At 62.6% G+C, this 23606-nt stretch carries 19 protein-coding genes; 17 read left to right on the plus strand and 2 right to left on the minus strand.

Annotated features, from left to right (window positions below):
* The first annotated feature begins 649 nt into the window (after positions 1-649).
* From MHY87_RS04325 to MHY87_RS04355, 7 genes are all read left to right on the plus strand, one after another.
* A complete protein-coding gene (locus tag MHY87_RS04325) occupies positions 650-2443 on the plus strand; it encodes an acyl-CoA dehydrogenase C-terminal domain-containing protein (protein WP_239349785.1) in 1794 nt (597 codons plus the stop codon).
* Between the two features lie 126 nt (positions 2444-2569).
* Complete coding sequence (locus MHY87_RS04330; protein WP_239349787.1) at positions 2570-3778, plus strand: acetyl-CoA C-acetyltransferase; 1209 nt, start codon at positions 2570-2572, stop codon at positions 3776-3778.
* Positions 3779-3804: 26 nt separating this feature from the next.
* Positions 3805-6012, plus strand: a complete 2208-nt coding sequence (locus tag MHY87_RS04335; protein ID WP_239349789.1) for an FAD-dependent oxidoreductase — start codon at positions 3805-3807, stop codon at positions 6010-6012.
* 162 nt (positions 6013-6174) lie between these two features.
* On the plus strand, positions 6175-6684 hold the full coding sequence (locus MHY87_RS04340) for a DinB family protein (RefSeq protein WP_239349791.1): 510 nt from the start codon (positions 6175-6177) through the stop codon (positions 6682-6684).
* Positions 6681-7229 (plus strand): thioesterase family protein, encoded by a 549-nt coding sequence (locus MHY87_RS04345; protein ID WP_239349793.1) that lies wholly within the window; start codon positions 6681-6683, stop codon positions 7227-7229. Before MHY87_RS04340 ends, MHY87_RS04345 begins: the two co-directional genes overlap by 4 nt.
* A 55-nt stretch (positions 7230-7284) precedes the next feature.
* Positions 7285-7908, plus strand: coding sequence for a 2-hydroxychromene-2-carboxylate isomerase (locus MHY87_RS04350; protein WP_239349795.1), 624 nt, complete (start codon positions 7285-7287; stop codon positions 7906-7908).
* A 6-nt stretch (positions 7909-7914) separates the two neighbouring features.
* Positions 7915-8613: an aspartate/glutamate racemase family protein gene (locus MHY87_RS04355; RefSeq protein WP_239349797.1), complete on the plus strand. Its 699-nt coding sequence runs from the start codon at positions 7915-7917 to the stop codon at positions 8611-8613.
* Between the two features lie 120 nt (positions 8614-8733).
* On the opposite strand, the gene MHY87_RS04360 is transcribed toward MHY87_RS04355, so the two are convergent.
* Complete coding sequence (locus tag MHY87_RS04360) at positions 8734-12243, minus strand: NahK/ErcS family hybrid sensor histidine kinase/response regulator (protein ID WP_239349799.1); 3510 nt, start codon at positions 12241-12243, stop codon at positions 8734-8736.
* A 187-nt stretch (positions 12244-12430) separates the two neighbouring features.
* Here MHY87_RS04360 and MHY87_RS04365 point away from each other — a divergent pair, with 187 nt between their 5' ends.
* The 6 genes from MHY87_RS04365 (at position 12431) to MHY87_RS04390 (ending at position 17191) form a co-directional block, all read left to right on the plus strand.
* Positions 12431-12865, plus strand: coding sequence for a DoxX family protein (locus MHY87_RS04365; RefSeq protein ID WP_239349801.1), 435 nt, complete (start codon positions 12431-12433; stop codon positions 12863-12865).
* A gap of 13 nt (positions 12866-12878) precedes the next feature.
* On the plus strand, positions 12879-13406 hold the full coding sequence (locus MHY87_RS04370; RefSeq protein WP_239349803.1) for a VOC family protein: 528 nt from the start codon (positions 12879-12881) through the stop codon (positions 13404-13406).
* 60 nt (positions 13407-13466) lie between these two features.
* Positions 13467-13901, plus strand: a complete 435-nt coding sequence (mscL, locus tag MHY87_RS04375; RefSeq protein WP_239349805.1) for a large conductance mechanosensitive channel protein MscL — start codon at positions 13467-13469, stop codon at positions 13899-13901.
* Between the two features lie 117 nt (positions 13902-14018).
* Positions 14019-15221, plus strand: coding sequence for a pyridoxal phosphate-dependent aminotransferase (locus MHY87_RS04380; protein WP_239349807.1), 1203 nt, complete (start codon positions 14019-14021; stop codon positions 15219-15221).
* Positions 15222-15345: 124 nt separating this feature from the next.
* Positions 15346-16386: an AbrB family transcriptional regulator gene (locus tag MHY87_RS04385; RefSeq protein ID WP_239349809.1), complete on the plus strand. Its 1041-nt coding sequence runs from the start codon at positions 15346-15348 to the stop codon at positions 16384-16386.
* 13 nt (positions 16387-16399) lie between these two features.
* Positions 16400-17191 carry a hypothetical protein gene (locus MHY87_RS04390; protein ID WP_239349811.1) on the plus strand — a complete coding sequence of 264 codons (792 nt, stop codon included), beginning with the start codon at positions 16400-16402 and terminating at the stop codon, positions 17189-17191.
* Between the two features lie 3 nt (positions 17192-17194).
* Here MHY87_RS04390 and MHY87_RS04395 read toward each other — a convergent pair whose 3' ends face one another.
* Positions 17195-18067, minus strand: a complete 873-nt coding sequence (locus MHY87_RS04395; protein ID WP_239349813.1) for a MurR/RpiR family transcriptional regulator — start codon at positions 18065-18067, stop codon at positions 17195-17197.
* A 138-nt stretch (positions 18068-18205) separates the two neighbouring features.
* Between MHY87_RS04395 and MHY87_RS04400 the strand changes: the two genes are divergently transcribed.
* From MHY87_RS04400 to MHY87_RS04415, 4 genes are all read left to right on the plus strand, one after another.
* Positions 18206-18994: an N-formylglutamate amidohydrolase gene (locus tag MHY87_RS04400; protein WP_239349815.1), complete on the plus strand. Its 789-nt coding sequence runs from the start codon at positions 18206-18208 to the stop codon at positions 18992-18994.
* A gap of 172 nt (positions 18995-19166) precedes the next feature.
* Positions 19167-20702, plus strand: a complete 1536-nt coding sequence (locus tag MHY87_RS04405) for an amino acid permease (protein WP_239349817.1) — start codon at positions 19167-19169, stop codon at positions 20700-20702.
* A gap of 60 nt (positions 20703-20762) precedes the next feature.
* Positions 20763-22133: a glutamine synthetase family protein gene (locus MHY87_RS04410; protein WP_239349819.1), complete on the plus strand. Its 1371-nt coding sequence runs from the start codon at positions 20763-20765 to the stop codon at positions 22131-22133.
* A gap of 73 nt (positions 22134-22206) precedes the next feature.
* A complete protein-coding gene (locus tag MHY87_RS04415; RefSeq protein WP_239349821.1) occupies positions 22207-23598 on the plus strand; it encodes an aldehyde dehydrogenase family protein in 1392 nt (463 codons plus the stop codon).
* Positions 23599-23606: the final 8 nt, after the last annotated feature.

Genomic DNA, 23606 nt, shown 5'->3' on the forward strand with positions numbered 1-23606 from the left:
CGGTTCTTTTAGGCGTACACCGTGTCTTTCAACGATGGGCCTCCCGCCGACAGGTTTGCGAAACCTGACACAGGACCGCTCCCGGCTCCGACAATCACGACGCCTCGCGAGCGCGCCCCTCTCTGAGCCGGGACACCCACAGCTATAGCCAAGGTTAGGACCAAAGTCAAGAACAAAAGAAGAACACACGCATTGGGCCAAGGCGTCCTCCCTGTCCGCCGCTCGTCATCCCGGACGGCGGAAGCCGAGCCGGGATCGTCAGCCGAGTAAAGCACGGGAAAACCTCTCCCGAGCGGGAGAGGTCGGAGCGCAGCTCCGGGTGAGGGCATGTCCTCACCGGCAAGGGCGCTCCCTCACCCCTGCCCCTCTCCCACCCGGGAGAGGGGATCTGCGCCATTCTCGTCCTGCGATCCCGGGTTCTGCTCCGCAGCCCCGGGAGGGCGCTCGTGATGGCCGCGCACCAGGGCCTTCCGTCATGCGGCCTGTCGGTTCTCCCGATAGACCTCATTGATCTCGACTTTGGTCGGTGACGCAGGAGATTTCGCGCCCTACCTCTTCCCAAAAGGAATAGATAGTTTATATGTAAACCATCTATTGTGCCGGTGGGCTCACGGAGTCTGTCAGGCTGCCGAATTGGGAGGATGCGCGAATGCCGGTTTATAAGGCCCCTGTTGAAGACGTCATGTTCCTTTTGAACGATGTCTTTCCCATAGAGCGTCACAACAACCTGCCGGGCTTCGCGGATGCCACGCCGGATATGGTGGAGGCGATCCTCACTGAAGGCGCAAAGCTCTGCGAGGAGGTGTTCGCGCCCTTGAACCTCTCCGGCGACCAGGAAGGCTGCACCCGCAACGCGGACGGCTCGGTGACGACGCCGAAGGGCTTCAAGGACGCGTACGAGGCCTATGCCACCGGTGGCTGGATGGGCTTGTCGGTGCCGGAGGAATTCGGCGGGCAGGGACTTCCCTCGCTTCTCAACACCATCATGCAGGAATTCATCTCCTCGTCGAACCTGGCGCTCGGCATGTATCCCGGCCTCACCCAAGGCGCGATTGCTGCGCTGCTGGTGCATGGCACCGAGGAGGTGAAGCGCAAGTACCTGCCGAAGATGGTCGAGGGTGCGTGGACCGGCACCATGAACCTCACCGAGCCCCATTGCGGCACGGATCTCGGCCTTCTCAAGACCAAGGCGGTTCCGAACGGCGACGGCTCCTATGCGATCTCCGGCACGAAGATCTTCATCTCCGCCGGCGAGCACGACATGGCAGAGAACATCGTGCATCTCGTGCTTGCGCGCATCGAAGGCGCGCCCGCCGGCACGAAGGGCATTTCGCTCTTCGTCGTGCCGAAATTCATCGTAAAGGACGACGGTTCTTTAGGCGACAAGAACGGCGTGTCCTGCGGCTCGCTCGAGCACAAGATGGGCATTCACGGCAACGCCACCTGCGTCATGAATTACGATGGCGCGAAGGGCTGGCTCGTGGGTGAGGAAAATCGCGGCCTCAACGCCATGTTCGTGATGATGAACGAGGCGCGCCTCGCAGTCGGCGTGCAGGGCCTGTCGCAATCCGAGGTCGCGTATCAGAACGCGGTGGCCTATGCGAAGGACCGCCTGCAGGGCCGTTCGCTCACCGGCGCGAAATTCCCCGACAAGCCCGCCGATCCGATCATCGTACATCCGGACGTGCGCCGCACGCTGCTGTCGATCAAGTCGTTTAACGAGGCCGCGCGCGCGCTCGTCGTGTGGACCGGCCTCAACAGCGACATCGCGCACCGTTCCTCGGACGACAAGGAGCGCCAGACCGCCGAGGATTACATGGGCCTTCTGACGCCCGTGGTGAAAGGCGTTCTCACCGATCTCGGATTCGAGAACGCGGTGAAGGCGCAGCAGATGTTCGGCGGTCACGGCTATATCGAGGAATCGGGCATGTCGCAGTTCGTGCGCGACGCCCGCATCGCCATGATCTACGAAGGCGCCAACGGCATCCAGGCCATGGACCTCGTGGGCCGCAAGCTCGGCAAGGATGGTGGCCGCGCCATCATGGCCTTCTTCAACGAGGTCGGCGCCTTCTGTCAGGAGAACGCAGGCGACGAGAGCCTGAAGGGCTTCGTCGCGCCGCTCCAGCAAGGCCTCGGCCATCTGCAGCAGGCCACCATGTGGTTCATGCAGAACGCCATGGCGAAGCCCGACAATGCAGGCGCAGGCGCCACCGACTACATGCACCTCTTCGGAACCGTGGCTCTCGGCTATATGTGGGCGAAGATGGCGAAGGCCGCGCAGTCCAAGAAATCGCAAGGCAACGGCAATGCTGAGAAGATGGATGCGAAGTTGCTCACGGGCCAGTTCTTCATGGAGCGTATGATGCCGGAAACCGGGGTGCGTCTCGCGCGCATTTCGTCCGGCGCTGACGTAACCATGGCGATGCCGATGGAAGCCTTCTAGCCAACAAGCGTCATCCCGGCCGAAGCGCCGGGATCGCGCGACCAGTGAAACGCCTAATTCTGAAAACGATCCCGGGTCGCGCTTCGCTTGCCCGGGATGACGCTCAAATAAATCTGGGAGGCCCCGATGGCCGATGCATTCATCTATGACGCAGTCCGCACCCCGCGCGGGCGCGGCAAGCAGGACGGTTCGCTTCACGAAGTGCCTGCCGTCGATCTCGCAGTCACCGCGCTCGATGCGATCCGCAAGCGCAACGATCTCGATCCGATCTTGGTGGAGGACGTGGTGCTCGGCTGCGTCGATCCCGTCGGCGAGGCGGGTGGCGACATCGCGCGCGCAGCCGCGCTGAAGGCAGGCTTCGGCAAGGAAGTGCCGGGCGTGCAGATCAACCGCTTCTGTGCCTCCGGTCTCGATGCGGTGAATTTCGCGGCGGCGCAGGTCATGTCCGGTATGAAGGACGTCGCCATCGGCGGCGGCGTCGAATCCATGAGCCGCATCGGCATGGGCGCATCCGGCGGCGCATGGCCGGTCGATCCCGGCATCGCCATTCCCACTTATTTCCTGCCGCAGGGCATTTCGGCGGATCTGATCGCCACCAAATACGGCTTCACGCGTGATGACGTGGATGCCTATGCGGTCGAATCGCAGAAGCGCGCGGCGAAGTCTTGGGACGAGGGGCGATTTTCCAAGTCCATCGTGCCGGTGAAGGACGTGAACGGCCTCACCATCCTGGCGAAGGATGAGCACATGCGCCCGAGCACCGACATGCAGTCGCTGGGTCAGCTGAAAGCCGCCTTCGTGCAGATGGGCGAGATGGGCGGCTTCGATGCGGTGGCGATTGCGGCGCATCCGGATGTGGAATTCATCGACCACGTCCATCACGCGGGCAACTCGTCCGGCATCGTGGACGGCGCCGCTGCCGTGCTCGTCGGCTCGAAGGAGGGCGGCACGAAGATGGGTTTGAAGCCCCGCGCGCGCATCAAGGGCTTTGCCTCCATCGGATCCGATCTCGCGCTCATGCTCACCGGCCCCATCGACGTGTCGGAGCTGGCGCTGAAGAAGGCCGGCATGACGAAGGACGATATCGATCTCTTCGAGATCAACGAGGCGTTCTCCTCCGTCGTACTGCGCTACATGCAGGCGCTCGATCTCGATCCCGCCAAGGTCAACGTGAATGGCGGCGCGATTGCCATGGGCCATCCGCTCGGCGCGACCGGCGCGATGATCCTCGGCACGGTGCTCGACGAATTGGAGCGCACCAACAAGCAGACGGCATTGATTACGCTCTGCGTCGCCGCCGGCATGGGCACGGCTGCGATCATCGAGCGGGTTTGAGTAAAAGCGGGACCGGGAGAAAGCCAATGACGAACTTCACCAATTTCCGCTTCGAGATCGACGCCGACGGCATCGCGCTCGCGACCTGGGACATGAAGGACCGCTCGATGAACGTCATCACCAATCAGGTGATGGACGAGCTGTCGCAGATCATCGAGAAGGTTGCCTCTGATGAAGCCATCAAGGGCTGCGTTATCACGTCGGGCAAGGAGACGTTCTCCGGCGGTGCCGACCTCACCATGCTGCAATCCTCCAACGCGGAATTCATGCGCGTCGCGAAGGAGAAGGGCGAGGAGGCCGCCAACACGTTCCTGTTCGAGGAATCGCGCAAGCTTTCGCTGCTCTATCGCCGCCTGGAAACCTGCGGCAAGCCCTTCGCCATCGCCATTCACGGCGTGTGCCTCGGCGGCGCGTTCGAGCTGGCGCTGGCCTGCCATTTCCGCGTGCTGTCGGATGTGGATTCCACCCGCGTCGGCCTGCCCGAAGTGAAGGTGGGACTCTTCCCTGGTGCCGGCGGCACGCAGCGCGTGGCGCGCCTGATGCAGACGGGCGATGCATTGCAGATGCTCTTCAAGGGCGAGCAGCTTCGCCCGCTCATGGCGCGCAACATGGGTCTGGCGCACGCGGTCGCGCCGCGCGACCAGATCGTGCAGACCGCGAAGGATTGGATCAAGAACGGCGGTTCGGCTGTCGCTCCATGGGATCAGAAGGGCTACAAGCTGCCCTCCAACAAGGTCTATTCCGCGGCGGGCATGCAGATCTGGCCCCCGGCCAATGCCATCTATCGCCGTGAGACGCAGGACAATTATCCGGCGATCCGCGCGATCCTGGAGACCGTCTATCAGGGCCTTCAATTGCCGATGGATCTGGCCTTGAAGGTGGAGTCGCGCTGGTTCGCCAAGATTCTGCGCTCGAAGGAGGCGGCGGCGATGATCCGCACCCTGTTCCTCTCCATGCAGGATTTGAACAAGGGCGCGCGCCGTCCGAAGGATGTGCCGCCGACCAGCATCAAGAAGGTTGGCGTCGTCGGTGCAGGCTTCATGGGCGCGAGTGTCGCTTACGTCACGGCCAATGCGGGCCTTCAGGTCGTGCTGATCGACCGCGACGTGGAAGCGGCGGAAAAGGGCAAGGCCCATTCGCACAAGCTCATGTCCGACCAGATCATGAAGGGCCGCGCCAAGACGGCGGATCGCGATGCGCTGCTTGAGCGCATCAAGACATCCGCCGATTACAGCGATCTGGCCGATTGCGATCTCGTGATCGAGGCCGTGTTCGAGGATCCCAAGGTAAAGGCTGAGGTGATTCAGAAGGTGGAAGCGGCGATCCGCCCGGATTGCATCTTCGCCTCGAACACCTCGACGCTGCCGATCTCGGGCCTCGCCAAGACCTCGAAGAATGCGGGCCAGTTCATCGGCATTCACTTCTTCTCGCCGGTCGAAAAGATGATGCTGGTTGAGATCATCAAGGGCAAGGAGACGGGCGACAAGGCGCTCGCCACCGCGCTCGATTACGTGCGCCTCATCAAGAAGACGCCCATCGTCGTCAACGACTCGCGCGGCTTCTTCGCCAATCGCTGCGTGCTGGCCTATATCCTCGAAGGTCATCTCATGCTTACCGAAGGTTTGCCTGCGGCGATGATCGAACAGGCGGGCAAGCAGGCCGGCATGCCGGTCGGTCCGCTCTCGCTCAACGACGAGGTCGGCGTCGATCTCGGCTTGAAGATCCTGAAGGCCACGAAGGCGCAGCTGGGCGATGCGGCCATCGTTCCGCAGCAGGAAGTTCTCCTCACGGCGCTCGTCGAAAAGGAAGGACGCTTCGGCCGCAAGAACCGGAAGGGCTTCTACGATTATCCGGAAGGCGGACAGAAGCGCCTGTGGCCGGAGCTGAAGAACCTGCAAACCAAGCATGTGGAGCCCGAGCTCGTCGACATGCAGGAGCTTAAAGAACGCCTTCTCGTCACACAGGCTCTTGAGGCCGCACGCACGGTCGAGGAGGGCGTGATCACCGATCCGCGCGAGGCGGATGTCGGCTCCATCCTCGGCTTCGGCTTTGCGCCTTATACGGGCGGCGCGCTCTCCTATATCGACTTCATGGGCGCGAAGGCTTTCGTGGAATTGTGCCGTAAGCTCCAGGAGAAGTACGGCGAGCGTTTCGCGCCGCCGAAACTGCTTCTCGACATGGCAGCAAATGGCGAGACCTTCTATGGCCGCGCCGCGGCGAAGAAGGCGGCTTAAATTTTTAGCGTCATCCCGGGGCCGCGTAGCGGAACCCGGGATCGTTTTCAGGATGAGATTCAGGCGCTCTCTTCTGTTGACGATCCCGGATCTACGCTGCGCTTCGTCCGGGATGACGATAGTGTCGCCCCAGATATCAAGACCGATATGAGGGAGCAGCCCATGAAATCGCATTTCGCCATGATGGCGGCCTATAATGCATGGTGCAACGAGCGCATCTATGGGGTCGCGGCGCAATTGTCGGAGGCAAATTTCAAAGCGGATCGGGGGGCCTTCTTCAAATCTGTGAGCGGTACCCTGAACCATCTTCTCGCGGCAGACCGCATCTGGCTCAAGAGATTTACGGGCGAGGGCGATGCTCCCAATAGGCTTGATGCCATCCTCTTCGCTACTCTTCCCGAACTTGAACGGGCGCGCCGCATGGAAGATGCGAGGATCGTCGACTATATCGAGGGCTTGTCGGAGGCCGATATAGCGGGCCGCCTCCGCTATCGCACCATCACGAACCCGGTCGATATCGATCAGCCGCTGGCTTCCACGCTTGTGCACTTCTTCAACCATCAGACCCACCATCGTGGGCAGGTTCATGGTCTGCTGACAGGTTTCGGCCTTGATGCACCGGTTCTCGACCTCATCGCTTTCCAGCGTCAGACCGGAATCGGTATGTCATGAATCTTTGGCTGCGCGTCCTCCACCTCATCGTCACGTCGTTCTTCAGGCCGAAGATCGATCCAGTGCGCGATGTGTCGCGTCTGACATTCCGTGTGTGGCCACATGATCTCGACACGTCGCTCCACATGAACAACGGGCGCTACTGGAGCCTCATGGATCTGGGGCGCAGCGACATCATGATTCGCTCAGGGCTGTGGCGGCCCATCTTCAGGCATGGCTGGGTGCCGGTGGTGAGCGCGGGCCAGATCCGGTTTCGCCGCGAGATGCGGCTGTTCCAGCCTTTCACGCTCGAGACCCGCATCCTCACATGGTCGGAGGGCCATGTGGTAATGGAGCATCGTCTCGTCTCGAAGGCGCGGGATGGAAGCCCGATCCTCAATGCCATCGCACTCGTGAGGGCAGGGCTCTATGACCGGAAGGCCAAGAGCTTTGTGCCCATGGAGATGTTGCTCGGTGAAATCGGCCTGCAAGCGGAGCCGCCGGAAGCCGCTCCCGAGGTTCAGGCTTTCCTCGATGCAGAAGAGACGTTGAAGAAGGCGGCGTGATGGTCCAAGGTTAGGCCCCTTTTCCTTGGCCTGAACCGTGAGGCTTGCAAGACCCATGCCCCGTGTCATCGATTACTACTTCTCGCTCGTAAGCCCCTGGGCCTATATCGGCCACGCCCCCTTCATGGAAATCGCGCAGCGGCATGGAGTCGAGGTAAATTACAAGCCCGTTTTCCTAGGACGCGTCTTTTCCGAGACTGGCGGCCTGCCGCTTCAGCAGCGCCACCCCGCCCGCCAGCGTTACCGTTTGGTCGAGCTGCAGCGCTGGCGCGAGAAGCGCGGGCTCTCATTCAATATCAGCCCGAAGCATTGGCCCTTCGATGTGAATTTCGCCGACCGCACCGTGATCGCGGTTGCGTCGACAGGCAAAAGCCCGGACGCATTCCTGCGCCGTGCCTTCGCCGCCATCTGGGAAGAGGAGCGTAATCTCGGCGATCCTCTAGTCTTGGCGGAACTGGCCGAGCAGGCAGGACTCGACTCGTCGTCGCTCATGGACATCGTGACAGGCAGCACCACGGAAGCGATCTATGCGCTCAATCTCGAGAACGCGGTGGCGGCCGACGTGTTCGGCTCCCCGGCTTATGTGCTCGACGGCGAGGTGTTCTGGGGCCAGGACCGGCTTGAGCTTCTCGACGATGCGTTGAAGAGCGGGCGCGAAGCCTACAAGCCTACGGCCTGACGCATCATGCAGAAGAACATCGGACTCATCGGCGGCATGAGCTGGGAAAGCTCCGCCGAGTACTATCGCATCATCAATCAGGAAACGCTGCGGCGTCTGGGCGGCGTGCATTCGGCGCGCAGTCTCATGTTCTCCGTCGATTTCGACGAGATCAAGCAGCTCCAGCATGCGGGCGACTGGGACAGGCTTGCCGCCTTGATGAAGGACGCCGCCCTGCACCTGGAGCGGGGAGGGGCGGATTTCATCGTGCTCTGCACCAACACGATGCATCGCTTGGCGGATGCCATCACCTCATCCGTCCGCATTCCATTGCTGCACATTGCCGATCCGACAGCCGAAAAGATAAAGGCGGCGGGCATCACGCGCGTGGGTTTGCTGGGCACGGCCTTCACCATGGAGCAGGATTTCTACAAGGGACGCCTGCAATCCCGTCATGGCCTCGATGTGATCGTGCCGGATGGGGATGATCGGAAGATCGTGCATGAGATCATCTACAGGGAACTCATCCTCGGCAAGATCAATCCTGAATCACGGCAGGCTTACCGCGCCATCATCTCACGCCTGATCGAGCAGGGCGCGCAGGCTGTCATTCTCGGCTGCACCGAGATCATGCTGCTGGTCTCGGAGGAAGACAGCGCCGTGCCGCTTTTCGACACCACGACCATCCACGCGGTTGCGGCGGTCGATCACGCGTTGACCCGTTAGAGTTCCATCTTCGTCATGCCCGCACTTGTTGCGGGCATCCACGTCTTAGGAACCACGGCGGTTAAAGACGTGGATGGCCGGGACAAGCCCGGCCATGACGGAGAGAGCTGAATTGGGCGCTCACTCCGCCGCCACGCGCGTCGCGCGCCATTGTGTCAGCAGCGCACGCAAGGCCGCGGGCTTCAACGGCTTATTGAGCACGTGCACGTGCATGGCGGCAGCGGCGTCGCGCACGACAGGCGTGCGGTCGGCGGTCACGAGAACGGCGGGCGTGTTGGCTTGCGTTTTCCAGCGAAGCGCTTTGATGAGTTCAAGGCCGTCCGTGTCGTCGAGGTGGTAATCGGCGATGATCACCTCCGGCAGGGTCTTGTTCGTGCGCAAGACCTGATGAGCCGTGTCGAGATCCGATGCCGTCCACACGTCGCAGCCCCAACCTGAGAGAAGCAGGCGCATGCCTTCCAGGATCGCGGGCTCGTTGTCGATAACGAGAACATGCAGGCCCGAGAGAACGGTGGTCGGCGCCTTCGGCGGCTCGGGCGCAGCGGCTGTCTCCGGCAGTGCGGCGACGACCGGAACCTCGACACGGAACACCGAGCCGCGTCCGACTTCGGATTTCAGGTTGATCGGGTGCTTGAGCACGCGCCCAATGCGCTCCACGATGGAGAGGCCGAGGCCCAATCCGCGCGCCGCCTTCGCGCCCTGGTCGAGGCGCTGGAACTCGCGGAAGACGATCCGCTGCTTCGATGGCGGAATGCCGAGGCCCGTATCCCACACCTCCAGAACAAGGTGCGTGCCGTGCCTGCGCGCGCCGACGAGCACGCGTCCTTTGAGAGTGTACTTGATCGCGTTGGAGATGAGGTTCTGCAACAGGCGGCGCAGCAGGCGGCGGTCCGAGCGCACGGTAAGCGATGGGGCGACGAAGGTGAGATCGAGGCCCTTCTCCTTCGCGATGGGGTCGAACTCGCGCTGGAGCTGGCGGAACATCTCGTCCATGCGGAAGCTCGTCCATTGCGGCTTCATGGCGCCCGTATCGAGGCGCGAGATGTCGAGAATGGCGGTGAGGATTTCCTCGACCGCATCGAGTGAGGCGTCGATGTTCTCGGCAAGCGTCGCGTCGCCTGCATTCTGGTCGCGTTCCACGAGAGACGTCGCGTAGAGGCGAGCCGCATTGAGCGGCTGTAGAATGTCGTGGGAGGCGGCGGCGAGGAAGCGCGTCTTGGAGATGTTCGCCTCATCCGCTTCCGCCTTCGCGCTGCGCAGCGCCTCGTTGAGGCGCGTCAGCTCTTCCGTACGCTCACGCACGCGCTGTTCGAGCGTCTCATTGGCGCGGCGGCTTTCCTCCTCCGCAAGAACGGCATCGGTGACGTCCGTGTAGGTGGTCACGTGGCCGCCATCGGGCAGGACGTTGGAGCGGATCTCGATGACCTTGCCGGACGGATAGAGCTTGAGGCGTACCGGCTCCACATCGTGATGGAACGAATGCAGGCGCGCGGCGACCTGCTCGTCGATATTGCCAGGGCCATAAGAGCCGCGCGCGGCGTTGTAGCGGACGATGCGTTCCATGCCGATGCCGACCTGCACGAAGTTGGGCGGCATGTCGTAGAGGTCGATGAAGGCCTGGTTCCAGGCGAGAAGCCGCAGGTCGCGGTCGATCACCGTGATGCCTTGCTTGGCGTAATTCAGCGCGTGCTGGAGCAGATCGCGGCTGTGCTGAATCGCGGCGGAGGCATCGTCGAGCAGTTTGAGGGCCGCTTCCGTCGAGACGGTGCGGCGGCGCAGCAGCAGCGAGAGCGCAAGGCGCGAGGATGCGGTGCCGATGGCGGAGGCGAGCAGGTGCTCCGCATAGCGCAGCAGATGGATGTCGGCCTCCGCGCGCGGCTCAAGGCTCTGCCCTCGGCTGTGGCTGAAGCCCTCGAAGGACCGTGTCGTGCGCTCCTCTCCGAGATAGCGCGAGACGGTGGCACGCAGCTCGTCCACGGTGACGCTGGCGCGGAATAGGCGGAAGCTCGGCGCGACGGAGGTGTGCGGCTCACCGACGAAGACATTCGCCTGAATTTGCTCCATCGCCGTCGCGGGGCGCCACAGGGAGAAGCCGACATAGCAGAGAATGTTGAGCGTCAGGCTCCAGATGACGCCGTGCGTGAGCTGGGGCAGGTCTACGCCGAAGAGCGCAGTGGGCTTGAGCGCCTCGATGCCGAAGGGACCGGAGACCACCACGTCCGACCAGAACACGCCATCCCACACGAGGCTCGGCAGCAGCAGCGTGTAGAGCCAGGTCAGGAAGCCGACGACGAGACCCACGCTCGCGCCGAACGCCGTGCCGCGCGACCAGATGAGACCGCCGACGAATGCGGGCGCCACCTGCGCGATGGCGGCAAACGACAGAAGGCCGATGGCCGCGAGCGCCGCTTCTCCCGATGCCCGGTAATAGGCATAGCCGAGCATGATCACGAACACGATGGAGATGCGCCGCACCGCGATGACGAAGCTGCCGGGGTCAACGCCTGCAAAGGCGCGACGGCGCAGCACGATGGGCATGACGAGGTGGTTGGAGATCATCACCGCGACCGCGATGGAATCGACGATCACCATGGCTGTCGCGGCGGAGAATCCGCCGAGGAAGGTGAGCACCGCAATCGTGCCGGCCTGGTCGGCCAGCGGCAGCGCGAGCACGGTCATGTCCCGGTCGATCCCGTCGCCGGGGAACATGGCCATGCCGGCCAGCGCGATGGGAATGACGAACAGGTTGATGAGCACGAGATAGAGCGGGAACATCCAGGCAGCGCGCTTCAGGTCGCCGATGGAATGGTTCTCCACCACGGTCACGTGGAACTGGCGCGGCAGCAGCAACGCGGCGCAGCTCGACAGAAGAATGAGCGTGATGAAGCTGCCGAAGCCGGATGTGCGCTCGAGCAGGGTGTCGGTGATGCCCTGGTTGTTGAGGCGCTGCACGATGTCGTCATAGCCGCCGAACATCACGAAGGTCACATAGCCGCCGACGACGAGGAAGGCGACGAGCTTCACGATGGACTCGATGGAGATCGCCATGATGAGGCCGTCCTGATGCTCGGTGGCATCCGGGTGGCGCGTGCCGAAGGCAACCGCGAAACCTGCCAGCACCAAGGCGACGATGAGCGCGAGATCGCCGATGACCGGCATGCTCGACAGCGGCATGCCGTTGGCATTGGTGATGAACACGTCGAGGGAGGACGAGACCGCCTTCAACTGAAGCGCAATATAGGGAACGGAGCCGATGAGCGCGATCAGGCTGACGATGGCGGCGACGCGTTCGCTCTTGCCGTAACGGGCGGCCACGAAGTCGGCGATGGAGGAGATGTTCTGCGTCTTGGCAACGCGGATGACGCGCGCGACGAGAGCATGGCCCACGGTGATAACGAGGATGGGGCCGATATAGATGGCGAGAAAGTCGAAGCCGGAGCGGCTGGCCAGCCCTACCGATCCGAAGAAGGTCCAGGAGGTGCAGTAAACGGCCAGTGCCAACGCGGCGATGGTGGAGCGCCATGGCCCCTGGACGAAGCGCCTGCCCGCATTGTCGCCCCAATAGGCGACCGTGAAGAGGAAGCAGAGGTAAACCAGCGCCGATAAGACAACCGCCCAGGTGGCGACCATGCCGTGAGACCCTTAACAAGAAACTGGAACCAGCTTTACCCGCTGCAGGAGTTCCGCGCCACTAGCAGGAGGGCGCAGGCAAGAGAAGCATCTCACTCTATGGGAGTGAATTAATATTCTGTCTCAGGGATTATCGCATTCGGAGAATGAGGTCATATGAAGCTACCAAAGTTTCAGGAGACCCCCCATGATCGATACCCGCACCGCCCCCTATGCCGCGCTCATCCTGCGCGTGGCCCTTGGCGTCCTCTTCCTGGCCCATGCCGGGCTGAAAATCTTCGTCTTTACCCCCGCCGGAACGGCTCAGTTCTTCGGCAGCCTCGGCCTGCCCGGTTTTCTCGCCTATGTGGTGATCCTGGCTGAAGTGGCCGGCGGCCTTGCCCTCATTGCCGGCTTTTATGCCCGCTGGGTCGCCCTTGCTCTCGTCCCCATTTTGCTCGGCGCGATCTTCACGGTCCATGGCCCGGCAGGCTTCTTCTTCTCCAACCCGAACGGCGGCTGGGAATTCCTGGCGTTCTGGATCGTCGCCCTTCTGGCCCAGGCCCTGCTGGGCGAGGGCGCTTATGCCCTTAAGGGCGGATCGGCGAAGACCGCTCCCGCGTTGTCCATCCGCTCGGCTTGAACGGGAAACGGCCATGATCAAACCTATGTCCAATGAGGCCGCCGGACTTCCGGCGGCTCGCCCCATCGATCCGGGCGTCCGGATCGGCCACGTCCATCTCAAGGTCGCGGATCTCGACCGCGCGCTCGCCTTCTATTGCGGCATGCTCGGCTTCGAGCTGATCCAGCGCTACGGCACGCAGGCCGCGTTCGTCTCGGCGGGCGGCTACCACCACCATATCGGCCTGAACACCTGGGAGAGCAAAGGCGGCTCGCCGCCGCCTCCCGGCACCACGGGCCTCTATCACGTGGCGATCCTCTATCCCACGCGGGCAGCTTTGGCGGACGCGCTTTACCGCCTGGTCGAGGCCCGCATCCCGCTTCAGGGCGCGAGCGATCACGGCGTCAGCGAAGCACTCTATTTGAGCGACCCGGACGGCAACGGCATCGAGCTCTATGTGGACCGGCCCGAGGACCAATGGCCGCGCACACCCGGCGGCGAGCTTCAGATGGTCACCCGTCCCCTCGATCTCCACGAGCTTCTCGCGGCCCGCGAGGCTTGACGGCTCTTCCTGGCCGGACACTTCTTTAGCTTGGCAGACAAGCTCAGGGAGGGTCCGGCCATGTGGAACGAGTTCAAGCAATTCGCCTTGCGCGGCAACGTGGTGGATCTCGCCATCGGCATCATCATCGGCGCCGCCTTCGGCCGGATCGTGGATTCCCTCGTCGGCGATATTTTCATGCCGATCATCGGCGCTGTCACCGGCGGGCTCGATTTCTCGAACTACTTCACGACGCTCTCAGGAAACGTCACCGCAGGGTCGTTGGATGAGGCGAAGAAACAGGGCGCAGTGCTCGGCTGGGGTAATTTCATCACGGTTGCCATCAACTTCGCCATCATCGCCTGGATCCTGTTCCTCCTCGTCAAAGGCATGAACCGCCTGCGCCGGACAGAGGATGCCAAGACCGGAACCGCCGATAAGCCCGCCGAAATTCCGGCCGACGTGAAACTGCTCACCGAGATCCGCGATCTTCTGCAAAGCGACCGGCGCGTCTGATCCATCACCGGTTTCGATCGGACTCTTCGCTTCTTGTCATGAGTGCCGTGAGCGGGCTTGCCTTCGCCGGGCGGACAGGTCATCCCTGTTCGCCTGCTCCCAAAGGACCAAAGCCCGATGAACGCATCCGTCTCGATTCCATCGACCCTCAATCTGCGTGCGGAAGCGCAGCAGGCGCCCACCAGCGGCATCGTGGATGTGTTCTCCTATGGCCGGAACAAGCCCGGCATCATTCCGCTCTGGGTGGGCGAGGGCGATCTTGCGACACCAGCTTTCATCTGCGATGCGGCGGCGCGTTCGCTTAAGGATGGCGAGACCTTCTATACCTATCAGCGCGGCATTCCTGAACTGCGCCAGGCCATCGCGAGCTACCACGAGAATGTCTATCGCAAGGCTTTCGATCCCGAGCGCTTTTTTGTCACGTCCGGCGGCATGCCCGCGATGCAAATGGCATTCCGCATGCTGTGCGGCACCGGCGACGAGGTGCTGATCCCGACGCCCGCATGGCCGAATTTCGCAGGCGCCATCACCATTGCTGGCGCGCGCCCTGTTCCTGTTCCCATGAATATCGACGACAAGGGTTGGCATCTCGGCTTCGAGCGATTGGAAAAATCCATCACGCCGCGTACCCGCGTCGTCGTTCTGAACTCGCCCTCCAACCCCACCGGTTGGACCGCGAGCCATGACGATCTCCGCGCCGTTCTGTCTATGGCGCGCAAGCATGGTTTGTGGATCGTCGCAGATGAAATCTACGGACGCTTCATTCACGATCCTGCTCTCACCATCGAGGGGCGTGCGCCGTCATTCCGTGATGTGATGGAGCCGCAGGATCGTATCCTCTTCATCCAGACATTCTCGAAGAACTGGGCAATGACCGGATGGCGTCTCGGCTGGCTCGAAGCGCCGCCGGAGCTGGGGCAGGTGATCGAGAACCTCGTTCAGTATCAGACCTCCGGCACGCCTACCTTCATCCAACGCGCAGGCGTCGCGGCGCTGGAGCAGGGCGAGGAGTTCCTGCAAGACCAGATGGCCAAGGCCAGGCGCGGACGCGAGATCGTGAGGACACTGACGGAGACCGGCCTCGTGGAACTGCCGCCGCCGAGCGGGGCGTTCTATGCGTTCCTGAAGATCAAGGGCGCGACGAGCTCCAAGGACATCGCCTTCCGTCTCATCGACGAAGCGAATGTCGGCCTTGCTCCCGGCAACGCTTTCGGCGATGCGGGCGAGGGCTATCTGCGTCTGTGCTACCTGCGCAAAGCGGATGATCTGGAGGAGGCGGTGAGACGGATCGGCGCGGCCTTGCCGAGGCTCGTGGCGTGAGCGGTCTTAAGTGCTGCTCCCTTCCTGCTGCATAGCCTCCCGGCAATTCCGCCGGTTGACCGTGAGGTCCATGACGTTCATGGAGTGAGCAGAGCCCAGGAAGGGTTCTGTTTCAAATGTCACGATGCGCCTCCTTTTTTCTCACCTTGCTCAAATCCTGATTGCGGGCCTCGGAGGTCTGGCTTTTTATTGGCTGGGCGTTCCGGCAGCTTGGCTGTCGGGCTCTGCGATCGCCGCCACCTTATGGGGCCTTTCGGGACATGCGGTTCACATGCCGCGCGCCCTGGCCGACATGGCGATGCTCGTCTCCGGTGCCGCCATGGGTGCGGCCGTGACGCCTGCGGCCATCGCGGCGATGAGTCGATACCCCGGAAGCCTCATCCTGCTGGTGATCGGCGTCGTTGCGATTTCGTTGGCGTCATCGCTCTGGCTCGTGCGCATTTCGGGTTGGCGCAAGGCCGATGCGGTGCTCGCCTCCGTGCCCGGCGCGCTCTCTACGGTGCTCGCCGTCGCAGCCGATCGCAAGGCGGATGTCCCCTCGGTCGCTATCGTGCAAAATCTGCGCCTCTTTGTGCTCATCGCATTGCTGCCGAGCGTGGTTGTCGTGACCGGCGGAGGCGAGGGTGATCCGAGCGCGTTGATCGGACAGGGCATGCCGATTGCGAGCCCTGCCGACATGGCATTCGTCCTCATCGGCGGGCTCGCGCTGGGCTTCGTGTTCAAGGTGCTGAAGGTCGCGGCTCCCATTCTTCTCGGCGCAACCGTGGTCAGCTCCGTTAGTCACGGCACGGCATTCGTCACTGGCGTCATCCCGCCGGTGATTGCCACCGGAGGCCTCGTGCTGATCGGCCTTTTCATTGCAGAGCGCTTCCGCAACATTCAGCGTTCCACCTTGCAGCGCGCTCTTGTGGCTGCGCTCGGCTCCTTCTCCGTCGGCATGGGCGTTGCCGTTGTCTTCGCCGTTGTCGCCGCATGGATCGCCGATGTGAGCTTCGCCAACAGCCTCGTCGCTTTCGCTCCCGGAGGCTTGGAGGCAATGACCGTGCTTGCGCTCATCCTCGGTCTCGACCCGCTCTATGTGGGCATCCATCACCTCGTCCGCTTCCTCGGGATCGGGCTCGTGCTGCCATTCCTGATCGGCTGGCTGCAGAAAGCGCGGGCGTGATCCGTGTCATCCCGTGATTGACCCGTTCCTGATCGGCCTTGCGGTCAAAATGCTCGCGACTGCGGCTGTTGTCGTGACGGCCTCTCTCATCGTCGAACGCATGGGGCCGTTCATCGGGGCAATGGTTGCCACGCTCCCCATCTCCGCAGGACCGGCCTACATTTTCCTGGCGCTGGAACACGGCCCCGGCTTCATCGAGAAAGCCAGCATCGTCAGCCTCGCGATGAATGCCGCGCTCGCCGTTTTCATTCTGGTTTATGCCTTGGTGGCACAGAAGAGGGGCGTTCTTCTCAGTCTCGCCTGCGCTTTGCTGGCCTGGTTTTCCATGGCGTGGATACTGACCCATCTTCAATGGGGACTGCGCGAAGCCGTCGTCTTGAATGTGGTGAGCTATTCCGCATGCATTGTCATCGCGCGAAGATTCCTGATGCAGCAGGGTCTCAAGGGAAAAGTCTTTGCCGTGCGGTGGTGGGACATCCCCTTGAGAGCCGCTGGCGTCATGAGCCTAGTCGGAATCGTCGTTCTTCTCGGGCGCGCCCTCGGGCCGGCAGCGGCGGGCATCGCTGCCACGGCTCCTATCGTCATGACGAGCCTCACGCTCATTCTGCATCCGCGCATCGGCGGCCCGGCGGCGGCTCTGGTGCTTGCAAACGGTCTGATCGGATTGGTAGGGATGGGGTTCGCTTTGCTCGCCCTCCATGCCGCCGTTCCCACTTTGGGCACAGCGCTCGCACTCCTCTTGGCGCTTGCGATCTGCGTGCTGTGGAATGCAAGCCTCGTTCTGCTGCGCCATAAAGCAGCCTGATCGTCACGGCTTCCCGTTGCGCAGCCGCTCCACCGCTTCCATGCGCGGTTTCGCCGTGTCCCACAAATGCTTCGTCACGGCGGCGACGAGCGCTTCGGTAATCAGCAGCAACCCTGCGGAGGAATCCCAGTTCGACGGCGCCACGATATGCGCAGGCAGCACATGGCGCGCGACGCGGGCGATGGGAGAGAGCCAGGGATCGGTGAGCAGCACGATGGTCGCGCCCTGTTTCGCCGCCGCTTCGCAGAGTGCCGTCACATCCTCCTGATAGCGGCGGATGTCGAAGGCGACGATCACGTCCTTCTTGCCGATCTCGATCATCCGGTCGCGCCAGAGAGCAGGCTGCCCTTCGATGAAATCAACCCCGCTGCGCACGATGCGGAAGTGGCTCTCCGCATAGCGCGCGAGCGCGCCCGTGAAGCGCCCGCCCGTGAAATGGATGTTGCGGCGCGGGTCGCTGAGCAGCGCCACCACGGCATCGAACTCGGCAGGTGCGATGTTCTCCACTGTTGCGCGCAGGTTTCCGATTACGGAGTCCGCGAACGAGGACAAAGCCTGTGCGCCCTGGCCCTTGTCCGTGGGGCTGGCCTTGGCGAGAGGAGGGAGGAGCTGGGCCTCCAGCTCCCCGCGCAGGTGCCGTTGGAAATCCGGAAAGCCGGAGAACCCTAGCCGGGTCACGAAGCGGAGGGCCGAGGGGGCGGAAATCCCCGCACGGTTGGCGAATTCCGCCACCGTATCGAGGCCGGCAAAGGGATAATGGCTCAGGAGCAGATGGGCGGCCCGCTTCTCGCTGGGGGTGAAGGAATCCATCTCCAGGCGGATTCTTTCGGCCAGGCTTGGCGGGTCGACAGGGGAAACGGCCTTAGTCTTTTTCATGATGGAATGTTTCATCCCCCTCCTTGACGGCGTCCCCAAGGTGTACCAAAAATTTCACATAAGAAAAATCTGTAAGAAACGTACCAAACGTTCAAACCGAGGGCGACAGCCTGCATCCGCAGGCGAACGGAGGACCGCATGGTGCATGCGAGTCGGATGGCAACCGGTCAGAACCCCGCCTCCCAGGCGGCGGAAACGGTTGCCGTTGTTGAGAATCCGCAAGGAAGCTCGCCCATCCTTCTCATTTGCGAACATGCCTCCCGCCACCTGCCGGACCGGTACGGCACGCTCGGCCTTACTCCTGAACAGCTCGAAAGCCATATCGCGTGGGACCCGGGCGCGCTCGGGGTCGCGCAGGGATTATCCCGACTTCTCGATGCGCCGCTGGTTCACGCCACCGTCTCGCGCCTCGTCTACGACCTGAACCGTGATCCATCGGCTCCCGATTCCATCTGGACGCTGAGCGAGCGCACGGTGATCCCCGGCAACCAGGATCTCGATCTGGCTGAGCGCGCCTTCCGCGTGCGCGAGGTCTACGATGCATTCCATGGTGCCGTGGACCGGTTTGTGGAACCGCGCGTGCAATCCGGGCAGACGCGCAGCATCGTCACCATTCATTCGTTCACGCCCGTGTACAGGGACGTGCCGCGTCCCTGGCATATCGGCCTCATCCACGATGCGGATGCGCGCTTCGCGCAGAGCGTCGAAGCCGGATTGCGCAAGGACCCGGCGCTGAATGTGGGCATGAACGAACCCTATTCGCCAGCGGACCGGGTGTTCCACACCCTCCAGCGCCACGCCGAGAGGCGAGGGCTCTCACCGCTGATGATCGAAATCCGCAATGACCTGATCCGCACACAAGACGGACAGGCATCGTGGGCTCAACGTCTTGCGCCGCTTTTGAGGGAGGGGGCGCAGGAACTTTGATCACTGCCGTGGCGCATGACGCGTCACGGTTCGCGTATCGTGCGGAAAAGTGGCTACGGTTTTCCGATCCGAACGATACGCTTCTGAGGGATGAGCATCGGATTATTCCCAAAAGTGGTGTCCACTTTTGGGTCCGATGCTCGAGGACAGACTATTCGTGGAGGAAGAGTCGATGTCAGTCGGACAAGGAAGTTCCGGGGTTCACGCCCCACCGGCCGGAGTGCAAGGTCATTCCGGTGTCACCTACAACACCGTGGATGAAAGCTATTTCGAGGCACGGCGCCTCAAGCGTCATGCGCGCGTGTGGTCACTCTGGGCGCTCGGCGTGGGCGCGGTGATCTCCGGTCACTATTCAGGCTGGAATCTGGGCCTTGCCAATGGCTTCGGCTCCATGTTCTTCGCCACCATCATCATCGCGATCATGTATCTGGGCCTGACCTTCTCCATCGCGGAGATGTCGCCGGCCCTGCCGCATACGGGCGGCGCTTATTCGTTCGCGCGCACCTCGATGGGGCCGTGGGCGGGATACATCACGGGCATTGCCGAGAACATCGAGTTCGTTCTCACCCCCGCGGTGATCGTGTTCTTCATCGGCTCCTATCTGTCTGCGATCTTCGGCACCGCGCCTGAGTTCCAGCCGGTTTATTGGGTGCTCTGTTATGCCTTGTTCGTCGGGCTCAACATCATCGGCGTCGAACTGTCGTTCAAGGTCACCGTCACGGTGACTGTGCTGGCGCTGGCATGCCTTGTGGTGTTCTACGTGTCGGTGCTGCTCTCGGGCCAGTTCGACTTCTCGCGCTGGGCGCTAAACATCGGCTCGGATGGCGCCGAGTTGCCGAATGGCGGCGGGCCGTTCCTGCCCATGGGCATTGCGGGCATCTTCGCCACCATGCCTTTCGCCGTGTGGCTCTTCCTCGCCATCGAGCAGCTGCCGCTGGCGGCTGAAGAATCTCACGATCCGCAGCGCGACATGCCCAAGGGCATCATCGCCGGCATCTTCACGCTGATCGTCTCGGCCTTCTGCGTGGTGTTCCTGAACTCCGGCATCGCGCCGGGCGCCGCAGGCGTCGCGAAGTCGGGCGAACCGCTTCTCGACGGCTTCCGCACCCTGTTCGGTTCGGACATCGCGAAGATCCTGGCGGCGGTTGCCGTGCTCGGCCTCATCGCCTCGTTCCATACGATCATCTTCGCCTTCGGACGGCAGATCTACTCGCTCTCGCGGGCAGGCTACTTCCCGTCCTTCCTGTCGGTGACGCATGGCACGCGCAAGTCGCCGCACATCGCGCTCATCACCGGCGCGGTGCTCGGCCTCACGGTCATGATGATCATCTGGTTCGTGCGCGGATCGGAAGCAGGCGCCACCGTCATCGGCGGCACGCTGCTCAACATGGCGGTCGCAGGCGCGATGCTGGCCTACTTCATGCAGGGCATGTCCTATATCGTGCTCAAGAAGAAGTTCCCGCATCTGGCACGGCCCTACAAGAGCCCGTTCGGTGTTGCGGGTGCTGCCATTTGCATGATCATTGCGGCCATCACCCTGTACTTCCAGTTCACGGATCCCGTGTTCCGGACGGCGGTGTTCGGTGTTGCCATCTACTACGCCGTCATGATGGCCTACTTCCTGCTCATCGGCCGCCACAAGCTCATCCTCTCGCCGGAGGAAGAGTTCGCGCTCACCAAGGGCGAGGCCGAATACAAGTCCTACTGACGATCATCGGGAGCGCGCATCCTGCGCGCTCCCTTTTCATTTCTCGTTGGGGTTTCGAGCATGACCGCTCCCAAAATCAAGAACGCTGCCGACGCTATCGAATACGTGCGCAGCCGCGACCTGCCTTTCGTGAAGATCGGCCTCACCGATGTCGACGGCATCATGCGCGGCAAGTACATGGCCCGCGACAAGTTCGAATCCGCCGTCGAGAAGGGCTTCGGCTTCTGCGATGTGGTGCTGGGCTGGGATTCCAACGATCAGCTTTACGACAACACCACGCTCACCGGCTGGCATACGGCCTATCCCGATGCTACGGCGCGCATCATCCCCGAATCCATGCGCCTCGTTCCCTTCGAGAACGACCTGCCATTCTTTCTCAGCGAGTTCGAGGGCTATGCGGAAGCCGCCTGTCCGCGCGGCGTGCTGCGCCGCGTGCTGAAAAAGGCGGAGGACATGGGCTTTGCCGTCTCCGCCGCTGCCGAGTTCGAGTTCTTCGTGTTCGAGGAAACGCCGCATTCCGTGCGCGAGAAGGGCTATAAGGACCTCAAGAACATCACCCCGGGCTTCTTCGGCTATTCGGTGCTGCGCTCCGGCGTGCACGCGGATTTCTATCACGAGCTGCTCGACCTCGCGAACAAGATGGATTTCGAGATCGAGGGTCTGCACACGGAAACCGGCCCCGGCGTTCTGGAAGCAGCGATCCGTGTCGATGACGCGTTGAAGGCCGCCGACAAGGCCGCGCTCTTCAAGACCTACACCAAGATCCTCGCGCAGAAGCGCGGCTGGATGGCGACCTTCATGGCCAAGTGGTCGCGCGACTGGCCGGGCCAGTCCGGCCACCTGCATTCCTCGCTGCGCCATCTCAACAGCGGCAAGGGCGCGTTCTACGACGCCAACGGCAAACACAATATGTCCGACACCATGCGCTGGTATGTGGGCGGTCAGCAGCAGCTGATGCCCGAGATCCTCGCCATGGTGGCCTGCACGGTGAACAGCTATACGCGCCTCATTCCCGGCTTCTGGGCGCCCACCGATTCCGCCTGGGGCGTGGAGAACCGCACCACGGCGCTTCGTGTCATTCCAGGCTCCGAGAAGTCGCAGCGTGTGGAGTATCGCGTGGCGGCTGCCGACATCAATCCGTATATCGCGCTCGCTGCCGCCATCGGCTCCGGCCTCTGGGGCATCGAGAACCGGGTCGAGCCGGGCGAGCCGATCCAGGGCAATGCCTATGCGGTGGAGCACCCAAAGGAGCGCGCGCTGCCGCGTTCGCTCGGAGAGGCCGCCGAGCGCCTGAAGGGTTCCAAGCCCGCCCGCCAGCTCTTCGGCGACACCTTCGTCGACCATTACGCCGCAACCCGCGAATGGGAGGAGCGCGAGGCGCGCAAGGCCATCACGGATTGGCAGCTCGCCCGCTACTTCGAAATCATCTAAAAGACTCTTCGAATTTCAACACAGGAGAAGACTATGGCTCTCTTCGAGCCATAGTCTTTCAAACGTAAAGATCATGACTGATACCGATATCGTCCTTATTTCCCCCGTCGACGGACGCGAGCTCGTTCGCCGTCCCATTATGTCAGACGCCGCCATCGATGCGACCATCAAGGCGGCGCGCGAGGCGCAGAAGGCTTGGCGCAACGTGCCGATTGCCGAGCGCGCCGCGAAGGTCTCGGCCTTCCTCGATGCGCTGATCGCCATGAATCAGGAGGTCGTGCCCGAGATCGCCCAGATGATGGGCCGCCCCGTGCGCTATGGCGGCGAGTTCCGTGGCGTCGAGGAGCGTGCGCGCTACATGATCTCCATCGCGGAGAAAAGCCTGCAGAACATTCCCACCGACGACGAGAAGCCGGGCTTCCGCCGCATGATCAAGCGTGAGCCGGTCGGCATCGTGCTCGTGATCGCGCCATGGAATTATCCGTATCTCACGGCCATCAACACCGTCGTGCCCGCGCTCATGGCAGGCAACGCGGTGCTCTTGAAGCATGCCTCGCAGACGTTGCTCGCGGGTGAGCGCTTCCAGATGGCGATGGACCGCGCGGGCATCCCGAAGGGCCTGTTCCAGAACATGCAATTGTCGCATGACCAGACCAGCCGCATCTTGAGCAACGGTCTCGTCGATCATTGCAACTTCACCGGCTCCGTCGGTGGCGGCAAAGCCATCGAGCGCGCTGCTGCTGGCTCCTTCACCTCGCTCGGTCTGGAGCTCGGCGGCAAGGATCCGGCCTATGTGCGCGCGGACGCCAATCTCGATCACGCCATCGAGAACCTGGTGGACGGCGCGTTCTTCAATTCGGGCCAATGCTGCTGCGGCATCGAGCGTATCTATGTGCATGAGAAGCACTATGACCGCTTCGTAGAAGGCGCGGTCGATCTCGTGAACAAATACGTGCTCGGCAATCCGCTGGAAGAGGCGACGACGTTGGGCCCGATGGCGCATAAGCGCTTTGCCGATCTCGTGCGCCAGCAGAACGCGGAGGCCGTGGCGAAGGGTGCGAAGGCGCATATCGACGCGAAGAAGTTCGCAGCCGATGTGGGCAACAATGCCTATCTCGCGCCGCAGGTGCTCACCAATGTGGATCACTCCATGAGCGTTATGCGCGAGGAGAGCTTCGGTCCCACCGTCGGCATCATGAAGGTGAAGGGAGATGAAGAAGCCATTCGTCTCATGAACGACTCGCCCTACGGTCTCTCTGCCGCCATCTGGACTTCCGATGTCGATGCGGCGGAAGCCATCGGCGAGAAGCTGGAGACCGGCACCGTCTTCATGAACCGCTGCGACTATCTCGATCCCGCGCTCGCCTGGACCGGCGTGAAGGATACGGGCCGCGGCGCGAGTCTGTCGCGTCTCGCCTACGAGTCGCTCACCCGTCCGAAATCCTACCACCTCCGTCAGATCTGATCGGAAGC

The organism is Microvirga sp. ACRRW, from assembly GCF_022346925.1.
Lineage (GTDB): Bacteria > Pseudomonadota > Alphaproteobacteria > Rhizobiales > Beijerinckiaceae > Microvirga.